The organism is Pseudomonas sp. B34(2017) (assembly GCF_002112915.1).
GTDB classification, from domain to species: domain Bacteria; phylum Pseudomonadota; class Gammaproteobacteria; order Pseudomonadales; family Pseudomonadaceae; genus Aquipseudomonas; species Aquipseudomonas pharyngis.
Map to the genome: position 1 here is coordinate 331,512 of NZ_NEJA01000001.1, position 16,757 is coordinate 348,268.

8 protein-coding genes are annotated in these 16,757 nt (G+C 62.5%); 4 read left to right on the plus strand and 4 right to left on the minus strand.

Annotated features, from left to right (window positions below):
* Positions 1-5: 5 nt before the first annotated feature.
* From CAF80_RS01590 to recQ, 3 genes are all read right to left on the minus strand, one after another.
* Positions 6-1,781: a FimV/HubP family polar landmark protein gene (locus CAF80_RS01590; protein WP_085666730.1), complete on the minus strand. Its 1,776-nt coding sequence runs from the start codon at positions 1,779-1,781 to the stop codon at positions 6-8.
* A gap of 127 nt (positions 1,782-1,908) precedes the next feature.
* Positions 1,909-2,343 carry a MarR family transcriptional regulator gene (locus tag CAF80_RS01595; RefSeq protein ID WP_039765478.1) on the minus strand — a complete coding sequence of 145 codons (435 nt, stop codon included), beginning with the start codon at positions 2,341-2,343 and terminating at the stop codon, positions 1,909-1,911.
* Between the two features lie 134 nt (positions 2,344-2,477).
* Positions 2,478-4,607 carry a DNA helicase RecQ gene (recQ, locus tag CAF80_RS01600; protein WP_085666731.1) on the minus strand — a complete coding sequence of 710 codons (2,130 nt, stop codon included), beginning with the start codon at positions 4,605-4,607 and terminating at the stop codon, positions 2,478-2,480.
* A 276-nt stretch (positions 4,608-4,883) separates the two neighbouring features.
* Between recQ and CAF80_RS01605 the strand changes: the two genes are divergently transcribed.
* The 3 genes from CAF80_RS01605 (at position 4,884) to CAF80_RS01615 (ending at position 6,614) form a co-directional block, all read left to right on the plus strand.
* Positions 4,884-5,471, plus strand: coding sequence for a YecA family protein (locus CAF80_RS01605; RefSeq protein WP_039765475.1), 588 nt, complete (start codon positions 4,884-4,886; stop codon positions 5,469-5,471).
* Positions 5,472-5,481: 10 nt separating this feature from the next.
* On the plus strand, positions 5,482-5,877 hold the full coding sequence (locus CAF80_RS01610; protein ID WP_085666732.1) for a YbaN family protein: 396 nt from the start codon (positions 5,482-5,484) through the stop codon (positions 5,875-5,877).
* Between the two features lie 359 nt (positions 5,878-6,236).
* Positions 6,237-6,614, plus strand: coding sequence for a DUF6124 family protein (locus tag CAF80_RS01615; protein WP_085666733.1), 378 nt, complete (start codon positions 6,237-6,239; stop codon positions 6,612-6,614).
* A 185-nt stretch (positions 6,615-6,799) separates the two neighbouring features.
* On the opposite strand, the gene CAF80_RS01620 is transcribed toward CAF80_RS01615, so the two are convergent.
* Positions 6,800-14,704 (minus strand): retention module-containing protein, encoded by a 7,905-nt coding sequence (locus CAF80_RS01620; protein WP_085666734.1) that lies wholly within the window; start codon positions 14,702-14,704, stop codon positions 6,800-6,802.
* 531 nt (positions 14,705-15,235) lie between these two features.
* On the opposite strand from CAF80_RS01620, the gene CAF80_RS01625 reads away from it, so the two are divergent.
* Entirely contained in the window at positions 15,236-16,594 is a 1,359-nt protein-coding gene (locus CAF80_RS01625; RefSeq protein ID WP_085666735.1) for a TolC family outer membrane protein, read from the plus strand.
* The last annotated feature ends 163 nt before the right edge of the window (positions 16,595-16,757 follow it).

Here is a 16,757-nt window from a genome sequence, read left to right on the forward strand (position 1 = left end):
GGCGCTCAGCGAATCCCCGCCAACAGCGTGCGCGCCGTTTGCCTGAGGGGTTCGTCGGCTTCCTTGAGCAGTTCGTTGAGCAAGGCAATGGCGCTGTCGAGATCGCCGTCGTCGATGCAGGTCTGGGCCTGTTCGAGTTTGCCGGCGTTTGCGGCGTCCGAGGGTTCGGATTCCGGCGCCTGCAGCTCCAGTGGCTCCAGCGAGAGCGACGTGCCGGGATCGCCAAATTCGTTGAGAAAGTCCTCGTCCAGCGGCTGCGCTTCCGGCTCGGCGATCCATTCCAGTTCGGCGGTTTCAGCGTCGTCGGGCAGGGTTTCCGGCAGTTCGAAATCCTGTGGCAGTACCTGCAGATCGGAGCCGAGCGTTGATGGCGCCTGTTCAGGTGCGTCGGTGGTGGAGCGAGTCTCCTCAAGATCCCAACTCGACGCCATCGAGAGCTGATCCAGGTTCAGTTCGAAATTGTCTTCGGGTTCCGGCTCCACAGGGGGTTCGATCGGCAGCGCAGCAATCACCGGAGCCGCTGCCGCCAGAGGTGCGGCGCTGGCCAGTTTCGGGTAGCGGGCGCGAATCTCCTGCAAGCGCTGATCCTCGACCCCGAGCTGGCGCAGGCGGTTTTCCTGCTCGTCATAGATCGGCGTGTCGCCCTGCCGCCCCAGCACTTCAAGCAACTGCACGCCAAGGTCGATGCGCTCCGGTTCCCGCTGCAACGCATCGCGCAACAGACCGGCAGCCTCGCCCAAGCGTCCGTAGGCCAGATAAATGCCGACCGCTTCCAGCACATCGCCGTTGGCGTGTTCCTCGCGATGTTCGACAGCACTGTGAACGGCACTCGGCTGCATCGGTTCGGCGTCGTCGACCGGGGGTTCGTTTCGAACCGGCAGGAACGGTGTCGGCGCCTCAGCCCCTTGTTCCTGCTGGCGGTGCCGACGCACATACAGCCCTGCCACCAGCAATCCCAGTACCAGCAGCAGTCCGCCGAGCAGCGGCCAGTTGAGTGAATCCTCCGGGGACTCAACCGGGGCAATGACCGGCGCAGGCACAGGCGCCACGGGTGCGACAGGTGCCGGCGGCGCCTGTTGCACTTCAATCAGATGGGCCTGCAAATCACCGAGCTGTTTCTTGCCGTCAGCGATCAGCACTTCCTGCGCCTGAAGCTTCACGTTCAATGCATCGATGGTTTTTTGCAGTTGCTGGTTCTGCAGAATGCTCGCCGCCAGTTGCTCGGCCTGCGCGTCGGCGACCGGAGCCGGTGGCTGCACCGGCGCAGCAGGTTTGGCCGGCGTAGTTGCGGTGGGAGTCTCGGGGGTCGGGAATTCCGAGGATTGCGCGCGCGCCGTCGGCTCGTCGGTGGCCGGAACAATTCCCGGTGAGCCCGGCGGGTCGATCAGCACGGTGTATTCGCGCAGCAGGTGGCCGTTGGGCTGATCGAGCTGCACCAGGAAATTCAGAAAGGGTTCGTTGACCGGTTTGGTCGAAGTCACCCGGATCATGTTGCGATTGCCGCGCAGGATCGGGGTGAACTTGAGGTTGTTGAGAAAGAACACGCGCTCGACGCCGGCGCGGCCAAACTCGTCCGCCGAGGCCAGACGAACCGCCAGTTCGCTTTCGCTGACGCCCCCGACATCCACCAGCGCGATGTCAGCCTTGAGCGGCTGATTGAGGGCTGAATGCACGGTGATGTCACCGAGCCCCAGCGCCAATGAGGCGGTGGACCAGGTGAGAACACCGGCCACCAGCAGCGAGTTGGCGCAACGCTTTACCACGTGCCGACTTCCGAGCATGAGCATCCCTTGAATAAGCAAAACCGACTTCTATGCGTTCGCACATCCGGTACGAACACGATATTGCCCAGTAGTTCTTATAGTCCGCCCAGCGCGATCTCTCAAAAAAACGGCACGCGGTTATGCCTCAAGACTTTTCCAGGTTAGCCAGAATGTGCCCGTGAACCCGCATGCAGACCTTCAGATCCGCCTCGTCGACGCCTTCGAACAATTCCTTGCGCAATTGTGTTGCGATGGTTTCGATCTGCTCGATCAGCGGCAAGGCCGGTGCGCACAGCACGATTTTTTTCGCCCGGCGGTCTTCCATCACGGACTGGCGTTGCACCAGGCCCTGGCTTTCCAGGCTGTCGAGCAGACGGGCCAGGGTCGGCCCTTCGACGCCGACGCTCTGCGCCAGCTCCCGCTGAGTCGGCGCCTCTTCGAAACGCGCCAGATGCAGCAGCACCAGCCAGCGTGCCTGGGACAAGCCCAGACCGGCCAGCCGGCGATCCAGTTCGGCACGCCAGCCACGGGACATCTGGGCCAATTGCATGCCAAAACGGTGTTGATCGGTTAACGGCATAAAACACTCATGATTAGACTGAACAAATAGAGAAAAACTAATTATTAGTCAGCTAAGCATGACATTTGGCTATAGGCAAGAGGCGTCCTGTACTGAATCGTTACATCGGTATAGCGGTTGGCACAAACGCCCTCTCACATTTCAAACTCGGATTGCAGCGCAGCCCGTACGCAATACAGCACACCTTCAGGCACTCGACCGGCAAACAGCTCGGCCACTTCGGCGACCGACGGCAACTCGCCTTCGCCGTCGAGGAAAGCATCCTGCACTTCGCCCATCAGGTCTTCCGGCAGATCCAGCGCCTGTTCCAGCGACAGCTGCTGCTTGCCGATGGCTTCGGCGAGCATGGCGTAGACGTTCTTTTCCGAGCACTGCAATTGACCGGAGATCTGCAACGGCGTCATGCCGGCGCGGGCCAGGGTGATCAGTTCGTGACGCACGTCGGCCACCACTTTCGGCGCCTCGGCCTCGCCGCCGAGCACTTCGAGGAAGGCCTCGCCGTAACGCTCCAGCTTGCGCGCGCCGACGCCGCTGACCCGGGCCATGTCCGCCAGCGAGGTCGGCTGGCTGCGGAGCATTTCCAGCAGGGTCGAGTCGGGGAAGATGACGTACGGCGGCACGCCGTGTTCTTCCGCCAGTTTGCGCCGCAGGGCGCGCAAGGCTTCCCACTGTTCGCGTTCTTCGCCGCGCACCAGTTGACTGGCCGGGCTCTTGCTGCCGCTCTTGGCGGTGATCTGTGGTTTGAGGTCGCGGCGCAGTTCAAGGGTCACTTCACCCTTGAGCAAAGGCCGGCAGGTATCACTCAATCGCAGGCCGCCATAGCCTTCGTGATCGACATCCGCCAGACCACGGGCCACCAACTGACGGAACAGCGAGCGCCATTCGCTCTCGCTCAGCGCCTTGCCGACGCCGTACACCGACAGGTGCTGATGGCCGAAACTGCGGACCTTTTCGTTGTCCTTGCCCAGCAGCACGTCCACCAGATGGCCGACGCCATAACGCTGGCCGGTGCGGTAGATCGCCGACAGCGCCTGACGCGCAGGCTCGGTGGCGTCCCAGGTCTGCACGCCGTCGGTGCAGTTGTCGCAGTGACCGCACGGCTCGGGCATGTCTTCGTCGAAGTAGGCCAGCAGCGCCTGACGGCGGCAGCGGGTTTCTTCGCAGAGCGAGAGCATGGCGTCGAGCTTGTGCTGCTCCAGACGCTTGTGGCTCTCGTCGCCTTCGGAGTTCTGCAGCATCTGCTTGAGCATCACCACGTCTTGCAGACCGTAGGCCATCCACGCGTCCGCCGGCAGGCCGTCACGGCCGCCACGTCCGGTTTCCTGGTAATACGCCTCAAGGGATTTCGGCAGGTCGAGGTGAGCAACGAAGCGCACGTTGGGTTTGTCGATGCCCATGCCGAACGCCACGGTGGCGACCATGATCAGGCCTTCCTCGTTGAGGAAGCGTTTCTGGTGATAGGCACGCAGATCGTTGGGCAGACCGGCATGGTACGGCAGCGCCGGGAAACCCTGCTCGGTGAGAAACGCGGCCACCTCTTCCACCTTCTTGCGCGACAGGCAGTAGACGATGCCGGCATCGCTGCGCCGCTCGGCCAGGAACGCCAGCAACTGCTTGCGCGGCTGCTCCTTGGGCACGATGCGGTAGAAGATGTTCGGCCGGTCGAAACTCGAGAGGAAACGCTCGGCATTCTGCAGGTGCAGGCGGGTGACGATTTCTTCGCGGGTACGCTTGTCGGCGGTGGCGGTCAGGGCAATGCGCGGCACGTCGGGGAACATTTCCGCCAACTGCCCCAGTTGCAGGTATTCCGGGCGGAAGTCATGGCCCCATTGCGATACGCAGTGCGCTTCGTCGATGGCGAACAGGGCGATGTTCAAGCCTTGCAGGAACGACAGCATGCGCGGCTGCACCAGCCGCTCCGGCGCCAGATACAGCATTTTCACTTCGCCGCGCTTGATCCGGTTGGCGAGGTCGCGCTGTTGTTCGGCGCTCAGGGTGGAGTTCAACGCCGCGGCGGCCACGCCCAGCTCTTCGAGGGTGGCGACCTGATCATCCATCAGCGCGATCAGCGGCGACACCACCACCGCCAGGCCATCGCGCAGCAGCGCCGGCACCTGGAAGCACAGGGACTTGCCACCGCCGGTCGGCATCAGCACAAGGGCATCACCGCCACTGGCCACGCGCTCAATGATTGCACCCTGACGGCCACGGAAACTGTCGTAGCCGAAGATGTCCTTGAGGACGCGTTGAGCCTGTTCGAGCATAAAAACTCCAAAAATCCACCGAAACATCCCTGCACAGGCTGGTTCAAGACAGCCGAGGCTGCTTTAAACAAAACGTAAGCGTGCATTGCATGCGCCGTACATAATCAGCCGCGACACCGGCAGGGATCGCAAAGCGCGGCAGTATACCCGAGCCCTCCCCGGCAAAGGGCACCGCCGATAAGAAGCTTGTGCGGGCAAATCTGCCGTGCGGCTGGCTTGAGGGCTCAAGAAGGCCTAGAATTCCCGCATTGTTTATTCCCCCAAGGTAGCCCTTTAATGTCCTTCGCCGAGCAACTAACCCGCCTGCAAGTCTTCCTCGACGCCGACGAGCTGCATGAAGAGGCGCTGGACTACGTGGCCGCTCACGGTTACCTGACCGCGCTGTCGATCTGCGCCGAAGACGTGCCGGAGCGTGAATGGATCGACGCCCTGTTCGCCGAAGAGCCGCATTACAGCAGCGAAGCGCAGCGTGAAGAGATCGAAGCCACGCTGATCGGACTCAAGGCCCACATCGCCCGCCAACTGGCGTCGGACGAAGAATTCGAGCTGCCATGCGAACTGGACCTGGGCGACGACCCGGACGATTCCGAACTGCGCGGCTGGTGCATCGGCTTCATGGAAGGCGTGTTCCTGCGCGAAGCGGCCTGGTTCGAAACCGCCGAAGAAGAAGTCAGCGAAATGCTCCTGCCGATCATGGTCGGTTCGGGCCTGTTCGACGAACAGCCCGAGTTCGAAGACATCGCCAAGGACGCCAACCTGATGGACGACATGATCGTGCAGATCCCGGAAGCCCTGACCGCGCTGTACCTGCTGTGCCAGGCGCCCGACGAAAAACCGGCGATCCTCAAGCCACGTCACCACTAAGATCCGGCCTATGGACAATCCCATAGGCAACCGCTCCCTGATGTTGCGCTACATCCTGCTGGCCATCGGCTGGCTGAGCGTGGCATTGGGGGTGATCGGGATTTTCCTGCCTGTTCTCCCCACTACCCCCTTCCTGCTGCTGGCAGCCGCCTGCTTCGCCCGCAGCTCTCCGCGTTTCTATCAATGGCTGGTCGAGCATCCCCGGCTCGGGCCATGGATCCGCGATTACCTGGATGGCAACGGCATTCCGCTCAAGGGCAAGGTCTACGCGATCGGGCTGATGTGGGCGAGCATTCTGTTCTCGTGCTACCTGGTGCCGCTGCCTTGGGCCCGGGGGTTCATGTTGACCAGCGCGGTGCTGGTGACGGTTTATATCTTGCGGCAGAAGACGTTGCGCAAATCCTGACAAGGGGCGATGGCGCAACTCAGTCCTTTCAACCTGACACCCAGTTGAATCATGTTTAAGAACATGTCCGCAAAGCCACGCAACCTTGCGCCTTTGCCTACGCATCCGCCAGAATCCGCCGGCTTGTGCGCCTTGGGGGCGGGTTCTATTGTTTGGCGGTCGCTGAAAAACAGCGATCGGGTTTAGCAGCCCGGTTAACTTCAAGGCACGTTGGTGTCGCCAATGTTTTTTATGGCGGCTGACGTGGGGCACTTCGGTGCGCCGGGATCCTTGAGCCTGGTCTGCTAACCCGCGTTCAGCCGCCACCCTCTTCGTTTAGCAGCGATGGATGACGGCTCCATTTCTCAAGGAGCTTCACAATGATCAAACCTACGCCAAACCCGCCGGAAGTCGATTCGACATCCCCCTACGAAACCCTCGATTCGAAGAAATTCCACGAAGCCGCCGAACGCGCCCTCGATCACTACCTCAATCCGCTGCTCCCCCGCAAACCGCTGCTCAAACCCAACACCCGCTACCTCATCGCCCCCGGCATCGACAGCGAAGAACTGCTGGCCGATGCCTGCGAAACCCTGACCTCGGCCAAGATCATGGCCAATGACTTCGCCGGGCTGGTGGACGGCCCGCAGCGGCATGTGTTGCTGGGGATTGCGCAGTTGATCATGTTGGGGGAGCTGGCGGTGAATCGGGCGCTGGATAATCTGGAGTTGAAGGCTGAGGCGTCCGCTGTAGCCTGATCGCCGCCTGATCGTTCCCACGCTCTGCGTGGGAATGCCTCAATGGACGCTCTGCGTCCGCTGTTTGGGACGCGGAGCGTCCCGGGCTGCATTCCCACGCGGAGCGTGGGAACGATCTACGCGCAAAGAAAAACCCGCCGTCCCGTTTGATCGGGGCGGCGGGTTTTGTCGTTTCAGCGTTCAGATCAAACCGTATCCACCTTCAACGAATGATCATTGAGCATGCCGTTGATGATGGTCGCCGTGTCGTGCCCGCTGGCAATCAGACCACCCGCCCCCGGTGTCACCCCGTAGTGGCTGGCCAGGTTGACGCCGGCCAGGTCGATGGTCTGGTTCGGCGTGGCGCCGGCCATGGCGCTGACGTCGATGCTGGTCATGAGCGAGGCGCCGCTGCCGGTGACGGTGAAGTGCAGGTAGTCATCCAGTGACGCCGACGTGCCGTTTTCACCTTGCAGCAGTTGCGACAGGTCGAGCTTGTCGGTGCCGGGGGTGAAGTCGGTGACGAGGTCGTGACCGCTGTTGCCCTTGAGCCACTGGAAGGTGTCAGCGCCCGGCCCGCCGGTCAGGGTGTTGTTGCCCATCCCGCCGATCAGCAGGTCATCGCCCCCGCCGCCATTGAGGATGTCGTTGCCCAGGCCGCCGTTGATCACGTTGTTATTGTTGTCGCCGGTGAGGGTGTCATTGAAGTTCGAGCCGACGAGGTTTTCGATGCCGGTCAGGGTGTCTGTGCCGGCGCCAATGGTGTTTTGCGCACCGAGCAGGCCGAGGTTGACCGTCACCCCGGCGGTCGCATGGGCGTAGCTGGCGGTGTCGATGCCAGTGCCACCGTCGAGCAGGTCGTTGCCCGGGCCGCTGTAGAGCAAGTCGTTGCCAGCGCCGCCGTGCAGTTCGTTGTTGCCGGAGCCTGCGGTCAGCACGTCGTTGCCGTCGCCGGCGTTGATGATGTTGTCGCCGGTGCCGGCCACCAGTACGTCATCGCCCGAGGTGCCGGTGAGGGTGTGGCCGTCCTGATAGCTGATGGTCACGTTCGCCGTGTCGCTGCCGCCGTGGTTGTCGTTGGCGGTGTAGGTGCCGTGGTAGTCCGGAGTGATGTCGTGGGCCCCGGCGTAGTTGAGGGTCATGGTCAGCTGGTAGTTTTCCGCCGCGTTGACGTTGTTGCCCGTGGTGTTGCTGATGTTGGTGATGTGGATCTGGTAGACGCCGTCGGACGTCGCTGTCAGGGTCTGGCCGTCCGCGAGGGCGATGTACGCGCCGCCGTTGATCGAGTACTCCATGGTGATGTGACCGGCCGCCAGGTTGTGGTCCAGGTTGAGGGTTTCGCCCTGGCGCAGGTTGACGGTGATGCGGTCTTCATCGTTGGCGTTGGTGTTGGTCACCGCGCCGAGGTAACCGCTGACCACCAGCACGGCGGTCATGGTCGCAGCGTTGGCGCTGAACGAGTTACGCACGTTGGCCAGGTTCTGGTTGGCGGCGGTGTTGGCATTGGTGCCGGTGAAGCTGATCGCGCCGCTGCCGGTGAAGTCTGCCGATCTGGAGATCCAGCCGGTGTTGAACGAGGTCGGCGTGGCGTTGAGGGTGTCGCCGTTCGGGTCGGTGTCGTTGGCCAGCAACAGCTCGCCCGGCACCACGATGTTGCCCGACAGCACGTTGGTGATGATGTGATCATCCGCCGCCACCGGAGGCGCGTTGGGGATCACTTTCACGGTCAGGGTCGAACTGGCGAGGTCGCCATCGTTGTCGCTGAGGGTGAAGCCGATGTTCTCGGTGATCACCACGGCGGTGGTTTTTTGCGAGGTGTAGCTGTAGTCGCCGGTGTCGAGGTTGACCACCAGGGTGCCGCTATTGTTGGTGGCGATGCTCAGGGTGTTGTTCACCGTGTTGAACGTGCCGTGGTTGGCGCCGCCGCTGGCGACCAGTGAACCCTGGCCGCCGTTGGCTTTCGGGTCATAGGTGTAGGTGGTGCCGTCGACCACGATGGATTTGATGAACCCGCCATCGGCGCCGAAGGTACCGCCCTCGCCGATCAACGAACCGGTGACCGGCGCGCCCTCTACGGTGCCGGACAGCACCGAGTTGAGCTGGTTGAGGTCGGTGACCACCACCGCGTTGGTGTTGGTATGGGTGATGCCGTCGTACGCCAGCGGATCGAGGTTGGCGTTGCTCACGCCGCTGCCCAGGCCGATCGCGTAGTTCTTGATGTTGTTGGCATCGAGGAACGCCTTGAGCGTCGCTTCGTCGGCGGTGCCGATGTCACCCTCGTTGGGTTTGCCGTCGGAGAAGAAATAGCCGACGTTTTGCGCCCCGGTGAGTTTGCCCGAGGTGTTGAACGCGTTGTACATGGTTGCCACGGCAGCGTCGTAGTTGGTGCCGCCGCCCGCGCTGAGGCCGGCCAGAAGGGTCTTGGCCGTCGCGACATCGACCCACACCGAAGTGCGGTCGGTGGCGTTGCTGCTGAAGGTGACGAGCTGCACTTTCACATCGCCCAGATCGTCGTACTTGTCGAGCAAGGCGCTGATCGCCTGCTTGGCCAGTTCCAGCCGCGACAGGCCCGGCACGCCGGAGGCATCGGCCATGCTGCCGGAGATGTCGAGGACGATGAGGATGTTGGAGTCGATCTCCACCGCCGCCACCGAACGATCCGACGCCACCGCTTTTGGCACGTCGTCGACGATGTTGACCACGATGGTGCTGGTGGTGCTGTTGCCCAGCGCATCGGTGGCTTTGTAGGTGAAGCTTTCGCTCAGGGTGTTCGGCCCGTCGTTGGCGTTCGGCGTGGTTTTCGGCGCCGAGGTCAGGGTGTAGGTGTAGGTGCCGTCGGCGTTGAGCTGGATCTGCCCGTATGTGCCGGTGGCGCTGCCGACCAGGGTGTAAGTGATCGCCCCGCTGCCGCCGCTGACCGAACCGACCAGCGTGCCGGTCGCGGTTTCGCCGGTGTTGCCCGGGTCGCTGCCGGTGACCGTGCCGGGGGCCAGGTCTTGCCCGTCCTTGGTCAGGTCGAGGGCTTTTTCGTAGACGGTCACGTCCTGATCGGTCGAGGCCACGAGTTTGCTGTCGGCGACGTTGACGGTGATGGTGGTGGTGCTTTCGTCGCCGTCACTGTCGCGGATGGTGTAGGTGAAGGTGTCGGTGGCGCCCGGCGGGCTCACCGAGTTCGGGTTGCTGTGATAGACCGCATTGCCGGCCGCATCGAGGGTCAGGTAACCGTAGTTGCCGTTGATGTTGCTGTTGAGGCCGCCGATGGCCGAGGTCGCGGTGTTGCCGCCGGCGCGCACGCCGACCACGATCGCCGCGCCATCTGCGCCGCTGATGTCATTGCCCAGCACGCTGATATTGACCGTGCCGCCCTCCGCCACCGAGCCGGTGTCGGGTTTGGCAGTCGGCAGGTCGTCGATGATGTTGACGTTGATCTGCCCGGTCGCCGTGCTGCCGTCGGTGTCGGTCGCCACCACGTTGAAGTTCTCGGTGATGCTGTTGGCGCCGTTGGCGTTCGGGTGGGTTTCGTTATCCACCAGGGTGTAGCTGTAACTCACCACGCCGGTGGTCGGGTTGTAACCGGTGATGGTCAGCGTGCTGCCCAGCGGGGTGACGGTCGATTGCGGGAAGCCGGCCGCCACGCCGTTGGTCATCACGGCGATGCCGCCCACGGTCAGGGTTTGCAGACCGTCGAGGGCGGTGACGGTGAAGGTGCCGCTCTGGGTCAGCGCCGGGGTGTCGGGACTGGTGCCGTCGCTGAGGTTTTTCTCGTAAACGGTCAGCTCGCCGCCATACACGTCGAGACCGTTGAGGACCACCGGATCGTCGTTGTTGTGAATGTTCAGCACCAGGTTGGCGGTGCTGGTGTCGCCGTCGGCATCGGTCAGCGTGTAGGTGAAGGTCTCGGTGCCGTTGCCACCGCCGTGCAGGTTTTTGAAATCCGCATCGTTGGTGTTCAGCGTGTAGGTGTACGTGCCGTTGGCATTCAGCACCAGGGTGCCGTAAGTGCCGGTGAAGGTGCCGGGGGTGATCGGGCCGGCATTCGGACCGGTTGCCACCACGTCGGCGCCCTGCACGTCGTTGGTCAGCACGTTGCCGTTGAGGGTCAACTGGGTTTCCGATGCGGTGCTGGCGTTGCTGTCGTTGATCGCCTTCGGCACGTCATCGACGATGTTGACCACGAGGGTGCTGGTGACGACGTTGCCCAGCGAATCGGTGGCCTGGTAGGTGAAGGTTTCGGTCAGGGTGTTGGCGCCGTCGTCGGCGTGCGGGGTGGTGCTGGCCGGTGAGGTCAGGGTGTAGGTGTACGTGCCGTTGGGGTTGAGCACGATCTGCCCGTAGTTGCCGGTGGCGCTGCCGACCAGCGCATAGCTGATCGCACCGACCGCGCCGGTGACCGAGCCGACCAGCGTGCCGGACGCGGTTTCCCCGGTGCTGGTCGGATCGCTGCCGGTGACCGTGCCAGGGGCCAGGTCTTGCCCGTCCTTGGTCAGATCGAGGGCTTTTTCGTAGACGGTGACGTCGGTGTCGCTGACCGCGCACAGTTTGCTGTTGTAGACGTCGATGGTAATGGTGGTGGTGCTTTCGTCACCGTCGGAATCGCGCACGGTGTAGGTGAACACATCCACCGCGCCGGGGCCGCTGACGGCATTCGGGTTGCTGTGATAGACCGCGTTGCCGTTGGCGTCGAGGGTCAGGTAGCCGTAGGTGCCGTTGATGTTGCTGTTGAGGCCGCCGATGGCAGAGGTCGAGGTGTCGGAGCCGGCGCGCACGCCCACTACCGCGCCACTGGCTGCCGGGCCGTCGGCGCCGCCGATGTCGTTGTCCAGCACGTTGCCGCTGACGGTGCCGCCCTCCTGCACCGACGTCGCGTCGGGTTTGGCGGTCGGCAGGTCGTCGATGATGTTGACGTTGATTTGCCCGGTGGCGGTGCTGCCGTCGGTGTCCGTCGCCACCACGTTGAAGTTCTCGGTGATGCTGTTGGCGCCGTTGGCGGTCGGATGGGTTTCGTTATCCACCAGGGTGTAGCTGTAGCTGACAACGCCCGTGGCCGGGTTGTAACCGGTGATGGTCAGCGTGCTGCCCAGCGGGGTGACGGTCGATTGCGGGAAGCCGGCCGCGACGCCGTTGGTGATCACGGCGATACCGCCCACGGTCAGGGTTTGCAGACCGTCGAGGGCTGTCACCGTGAAGGTGCCGCTCTGGGTCAGTGCCGGGGTGTTGGGGCTGGTGCCGTCGCTAAGGTTTTTCTCGTAGACAGTCAGCTCGCCACCGTTGACGTCGAGGCCATTGAGGTACACCTGATCGTCGTTGTTGTGGATGTTCAGCACCAGGTTCGCGGTGCTGGTGTCGCCGTCGGCATCGGTGATGGTGTAGGTGAAGGTTTCAGTGCCGTTGCCGCCGCCGTGCAGGTTTTTGAAATCCGCATCGTTGGTGTTCAGCGTGTAGGTGTAAGTGCCGTTGGCGTTCAATACCAGGGTGCCGTAAGTCCCGGTGAAGGTGCCGGCGGTGATCGGGCCGGCATTCGGGCCGGTTGGTACACGGTCAGCACCTTGCACGTCGTTGGTCAGGACGTTGCCGCTCAAGGTGAGGCTGGATTCCGAAGCGGTGCCGGCGTTGCTGTCGTCCACGCCTTTTGGCAGGTCGTCGACGATGTTCACGTCCAGTGTCGCGTTGGCGGTGGTGCCGTTGTCGTCGACCACGGTCACGGCGAATTGCTCGTTGAGCACATTCGCGCCGTTGGCATTCGGGTGCGCTTCGTTGTCGACCAGGGTGTAGCTGTAGCTGACAACACCGGTGGCGGCGTTGAAACCGGTGATGGTCAGGGTGCTGCCCAACGGAGTGACGATGGATTGCGGGAAGCCTGCTGCCACGCCATTGGTGACTACGGCAATGCCGCCGATGGTCAGCGTGGTGACGCCGTCCAGCGCGGTGATGGTGAAGGTGCCGCTTTGGGTCAGGGCTGGAGCATCGGGGCTGCTGCCGTCGCCGAGATTTTTCTCGTAGACGGTGAGTTCACCGCCATTCACGTCGAGGCCGTTGATGATTACCGGATCGTCGTTGTTGTGGATCTGCAGCACCAGGTTGGCGGTGCTGGTGTCGCCGTCAGCATCGGTGATGGTGTAGGTGAAGGTTTCGGTGCCGTTGCCGCCGCCGTGCAGCGCTTTGAAATCGGCGTCGCTGGTGTTGAGGGTGTAGGTGTAAGTGCCGTTAGCGTTCAGCATCAGAGTGCCGTAAGTCCCGGTGAAAGTGCCTGCGGTGATCGGGCCGGCGTTTTCGCCGACAGGTACGCGGTCGGCGCCTTGCACGTCGTTGGTCAGGACGTTGCCACTCAGCGTGAGATTGGTTTCCGAGGCGGTGCCGGCGTTGCTGTCGTCCACGCCTTTTGGCAAGTCGTCGACGATGTTCACGTCCAGCGTGGCATTGGCGGTGGTGCCGTTGTCGTCGACCACGGTCACGGCGAACTGCTCATTGAGTACGTTGGCGCCGTTGGCAGTTGAGTGCGCTTCGTTGTCGACCAGCGTGTAGCTGTAGCTGACGACGCCGGTTGCAGCGTTGAACCCGGTGATGGTCAGTGTGCTGCCCAGTGGCGTAGTCACCGATTGTGGGAAGCCTGCGGCTACACCGTTGGTGACCACGGCAATGCCACCGATGGTCAGCGTGGTGACGCCGTCCAGCGCGGTGATGGTGAAGGTGCCGGTCTGGGTCAGGGCTCCCGAATCCGGGGCGCTACCGTCGCCGAGGTTTTTCTCGTAAACGGTGAGTTCACCACCCTCGACGTTCAACCCGTTGATGACCACAGGATCGTCGTTGTTGTGGATCTGCAGCACAAGGTTGGCGGTGCTGGTGTCGCCGTCGGCATCGGTCAGGGTGTAAGTGAAAGTCTCGGTGCCATTGCCACCGCCATGCAGATTCTTGAAGTCCGCATCACTGGTATTCAGCGTGTAGGTGTAGGTGCCGTTGGCATTCAGCACCAACGTGCCGTAAGTGCCGATGAAGGTCCCGGGGGTGATCGGGCCGGCGTTTTCGCCGACAGGTACGCGGTCGGCGCCCTGCACGTCGTTGGTCAGGACGTTGCCGGTCAGGGTCAGTTGGGTCTCTGATGCCGTGCCATTGTTGTCATCGAACGCTTTCGGCACGTCGTCGGTGATGTTGACGTCCAGCGTGCCGGTGGCGGTGTCGCCATTGCTGTCGCCGGCGATCACGGTGAATTGCTCGCTGAGGTTATTGGCACCGTCGCCCGCCGCGTGGGTTTCGTTGCCGTTGAGGGTGTAGCTGTAACTGACCGTGCCGGTGGCCGGGTTGTAGCCGGTGATGGTCAGGGTGTTGCCCAGTTGCGTGGTGATCGATTGCGGGAAACCGATCGGCACACCACCGACGATCACGTTGATGCCGCCGATGCTCAGGCTGCTCAGACCGTCCGGCGCCGACACCGTGAAGCTGCCGGTCTGGGTCAGCGCGCCAGGGTTGGCGGCGGAACCGTCGGGCAGATTGGCTTCGTTGAGATTCAATTCGCCACCGGCAACCGACAGTCCGGTGAGTGTGACCGGATTGTTGACTGGCGGTGGTGGTGGAGCGATCGGCGCGGTGTCGTCACCGTTGTTGATCACCGCGTTGTGGCGTTCTTCGGGAAACTCGGGAATGCCATTGAAACCGGCGGTGGGGAAACCGATGACCGGATCAACCCGGCCCGCCACTTCAGTCAACAACACGAAACTGTGGCCGCCACCCAATGCGCCCGGCGCACCACCGGTGGCTCCAGGGCCCGCCGCCGTCGCTTCGGCCGATTGGGTCGGGTCATCGCCGGCGGCAATGGCTTTCTGGATCTGTTCGACGTCGGTCAGTTGCGACTCGCTCGGGGTCACCGCTTCCGGTGCATTGACGTGAGCCGCCTGATCGGCGAGCAACTGGCCGGTCATGGTCAGGCTGCTGTCGCGGCCGAGGGTCAGTTCCTGGCCGTTTTGCAGATGAACGGCAACCGCCCCCTGCGCCCCGGTGATCAATTGATCCCCTGCAAACAGCCGATCGCCTTCGACCAGTGCGCGACGAGAGCCGTCCGCCGACTGAGCGAAAACCTGACCAATGACTTTAGTGACGATCCCGATGAGCGTTGCCATGTGCATTCCTCCGCTGCCGACCACCGTCGGCGCTGGTTCGCGAAGCAGCCCATGGCTCAAGCGGGTTGTCGGGGCGACGCTCGCACCTCGACAGTTCGTTTCGCAGGTTGCGCAAATCCAGAAATGCCAGCGCCATCAGGCACTTGGAATCTCTGTTCACTGCAGCAGGCCCACTAGCGCTACGTAACGGTGGTGAATCACCCGAGTGACAAAAATCTGTCGCTCATCAGCCGCTACGCGTCCCTCCCCTTTAGCAGTACTTCGCCGTATGTCGCAAAGTGAGTGGAACTTTCCTCAAGCCTTTCTGTGCTCCCTAAAGCGCATAAAACAAAGGCTTTCGAGTGGAACAATGTGCTGGATTTGGCGAACCGCATAAGTTTTTTTTGGCATAACCCTTATGAAAATTTTTTCTTAGCTACGCTTCAGGATGTTCTTAGCTCTGTTGTTACAGGCATGAAACGCTTTTTACTAAAAATATCGTCAATAAATTGGCGACAGCGAAACACCATCAGGACTCAGGGAGATGCACCCATGCGCGTACTAACCCCCCTCTGCAGCGCGGTTTTGCTGGCCATGGCTTGCACTTCTCAAGCCCAGGCCATGAACCTCACCGAGGCGATTCAGAGCACCATCGCCACCCACCCCGAACTGGCCTCGCGCGTGGATGCGCGCCTGTCGGCTGATGAACAGGTGAAGGTCGCCAAGGGCGGCTTCTATCCGTCGGTGGATCTGAACGCTGCTTACGGGCGCGGCTACAGCGACAACACCAACACCCGGGCCTTCGGTAACCACCACACCGAAATCCTCAATTACACCCAGTCCGAGCTGCGTCTGCGGCAAATGCTGTTCGACGGTTTCAACACCGCCAACGAAGTCGAGCGCACCAAGGGCGTTTCCAACTCGCGTGCCTATTACGCGCAAGGCACCGCCCAGGATCTGGCCCTGCGCACCATCGAGGTCTACCTCGAAGTGCTCAAGCGTCGCGAACTGGTGACCCTGGCCAAGAACAACCTGCAGGCGCACTTGCGGGTCAACGACCAGATCGGCCTGCGCACCGAGCGCGGGGTGGGCAGCACCGCCGACTCCGATCAATCGGTGGCCCGTAAGGCGCTGGCGCAGAACAACCTCGACACCGCCGAAGTCGATCTGGCGGATGCCGAATCCAACTTCTACAGCGTGGTCGGGCGCATGCCGGATGAACTGGAAACCCCCACCTCGACCCGTGGCGAGTTGCCCGCCACGCTGCCCGAAGCCCAGCAGAGCATGGTCGAGAACAACCCGTATCTGAAATCCGCCCAGGCCGACGTGCAATCGGCCGAGAGTCAGTACGAAGTCGCCAAGTCGCCGTTCTATCCACGCTTCGACGCAGAAGCCGCCGTCGGCGCCAACAACAACGTGCAGGGTGACGAGGGCCACGACAACGAATGGCGGGTCGGCGTGGTGATGAACTACAACCTGTTCCGTGGCGGCAGCGACAAGGCGCGACTGGCCTCCGACGCGCACCAGATCAACCAGGCGATGGACATCCGCAACAACGCCCTGCGTCAGCTCAACGAGAACATTCACCTGGCCTGGAACGCCATGCTCAACGCCAGGAAACAGACCCCGACCGCCCGCGAATACGCCGAGACCACCAAGCGTGTGCGCGCTGCGTATCAGGATCAGTTCGGCCTCGGCCAGCGCACCCTGCTGGACGTGCTCGACAGTGAAAACGAGCTGTACAACGCCAACCGTCGCTACACCGAAATCCGCTACACCGAGGAATACTCGATGTACCGCGTGCTGGCGAACATGGGCCAGTTGTTGAGCAAGCAACGGGTGGTGCTGCCGGCCGATGCGATTGCCGCGACCGAGGTTAAGAACGAAGCGCGCTTGCCTGAACTGAAGTAGTTCCGCGTGCGGGCGCTGCCGAAGGCCGCAACCTGATCGTTTTGATCGTTCCCACGCTCTGCGTGGGAATGCAGCCCGTGACGCTCCGCGTCACTGGACGCAGAGCGTCCCTAGAGGCATTCCCACGCAGAGCGTGGGAACGATCAGTACGGTTCGACGCTTC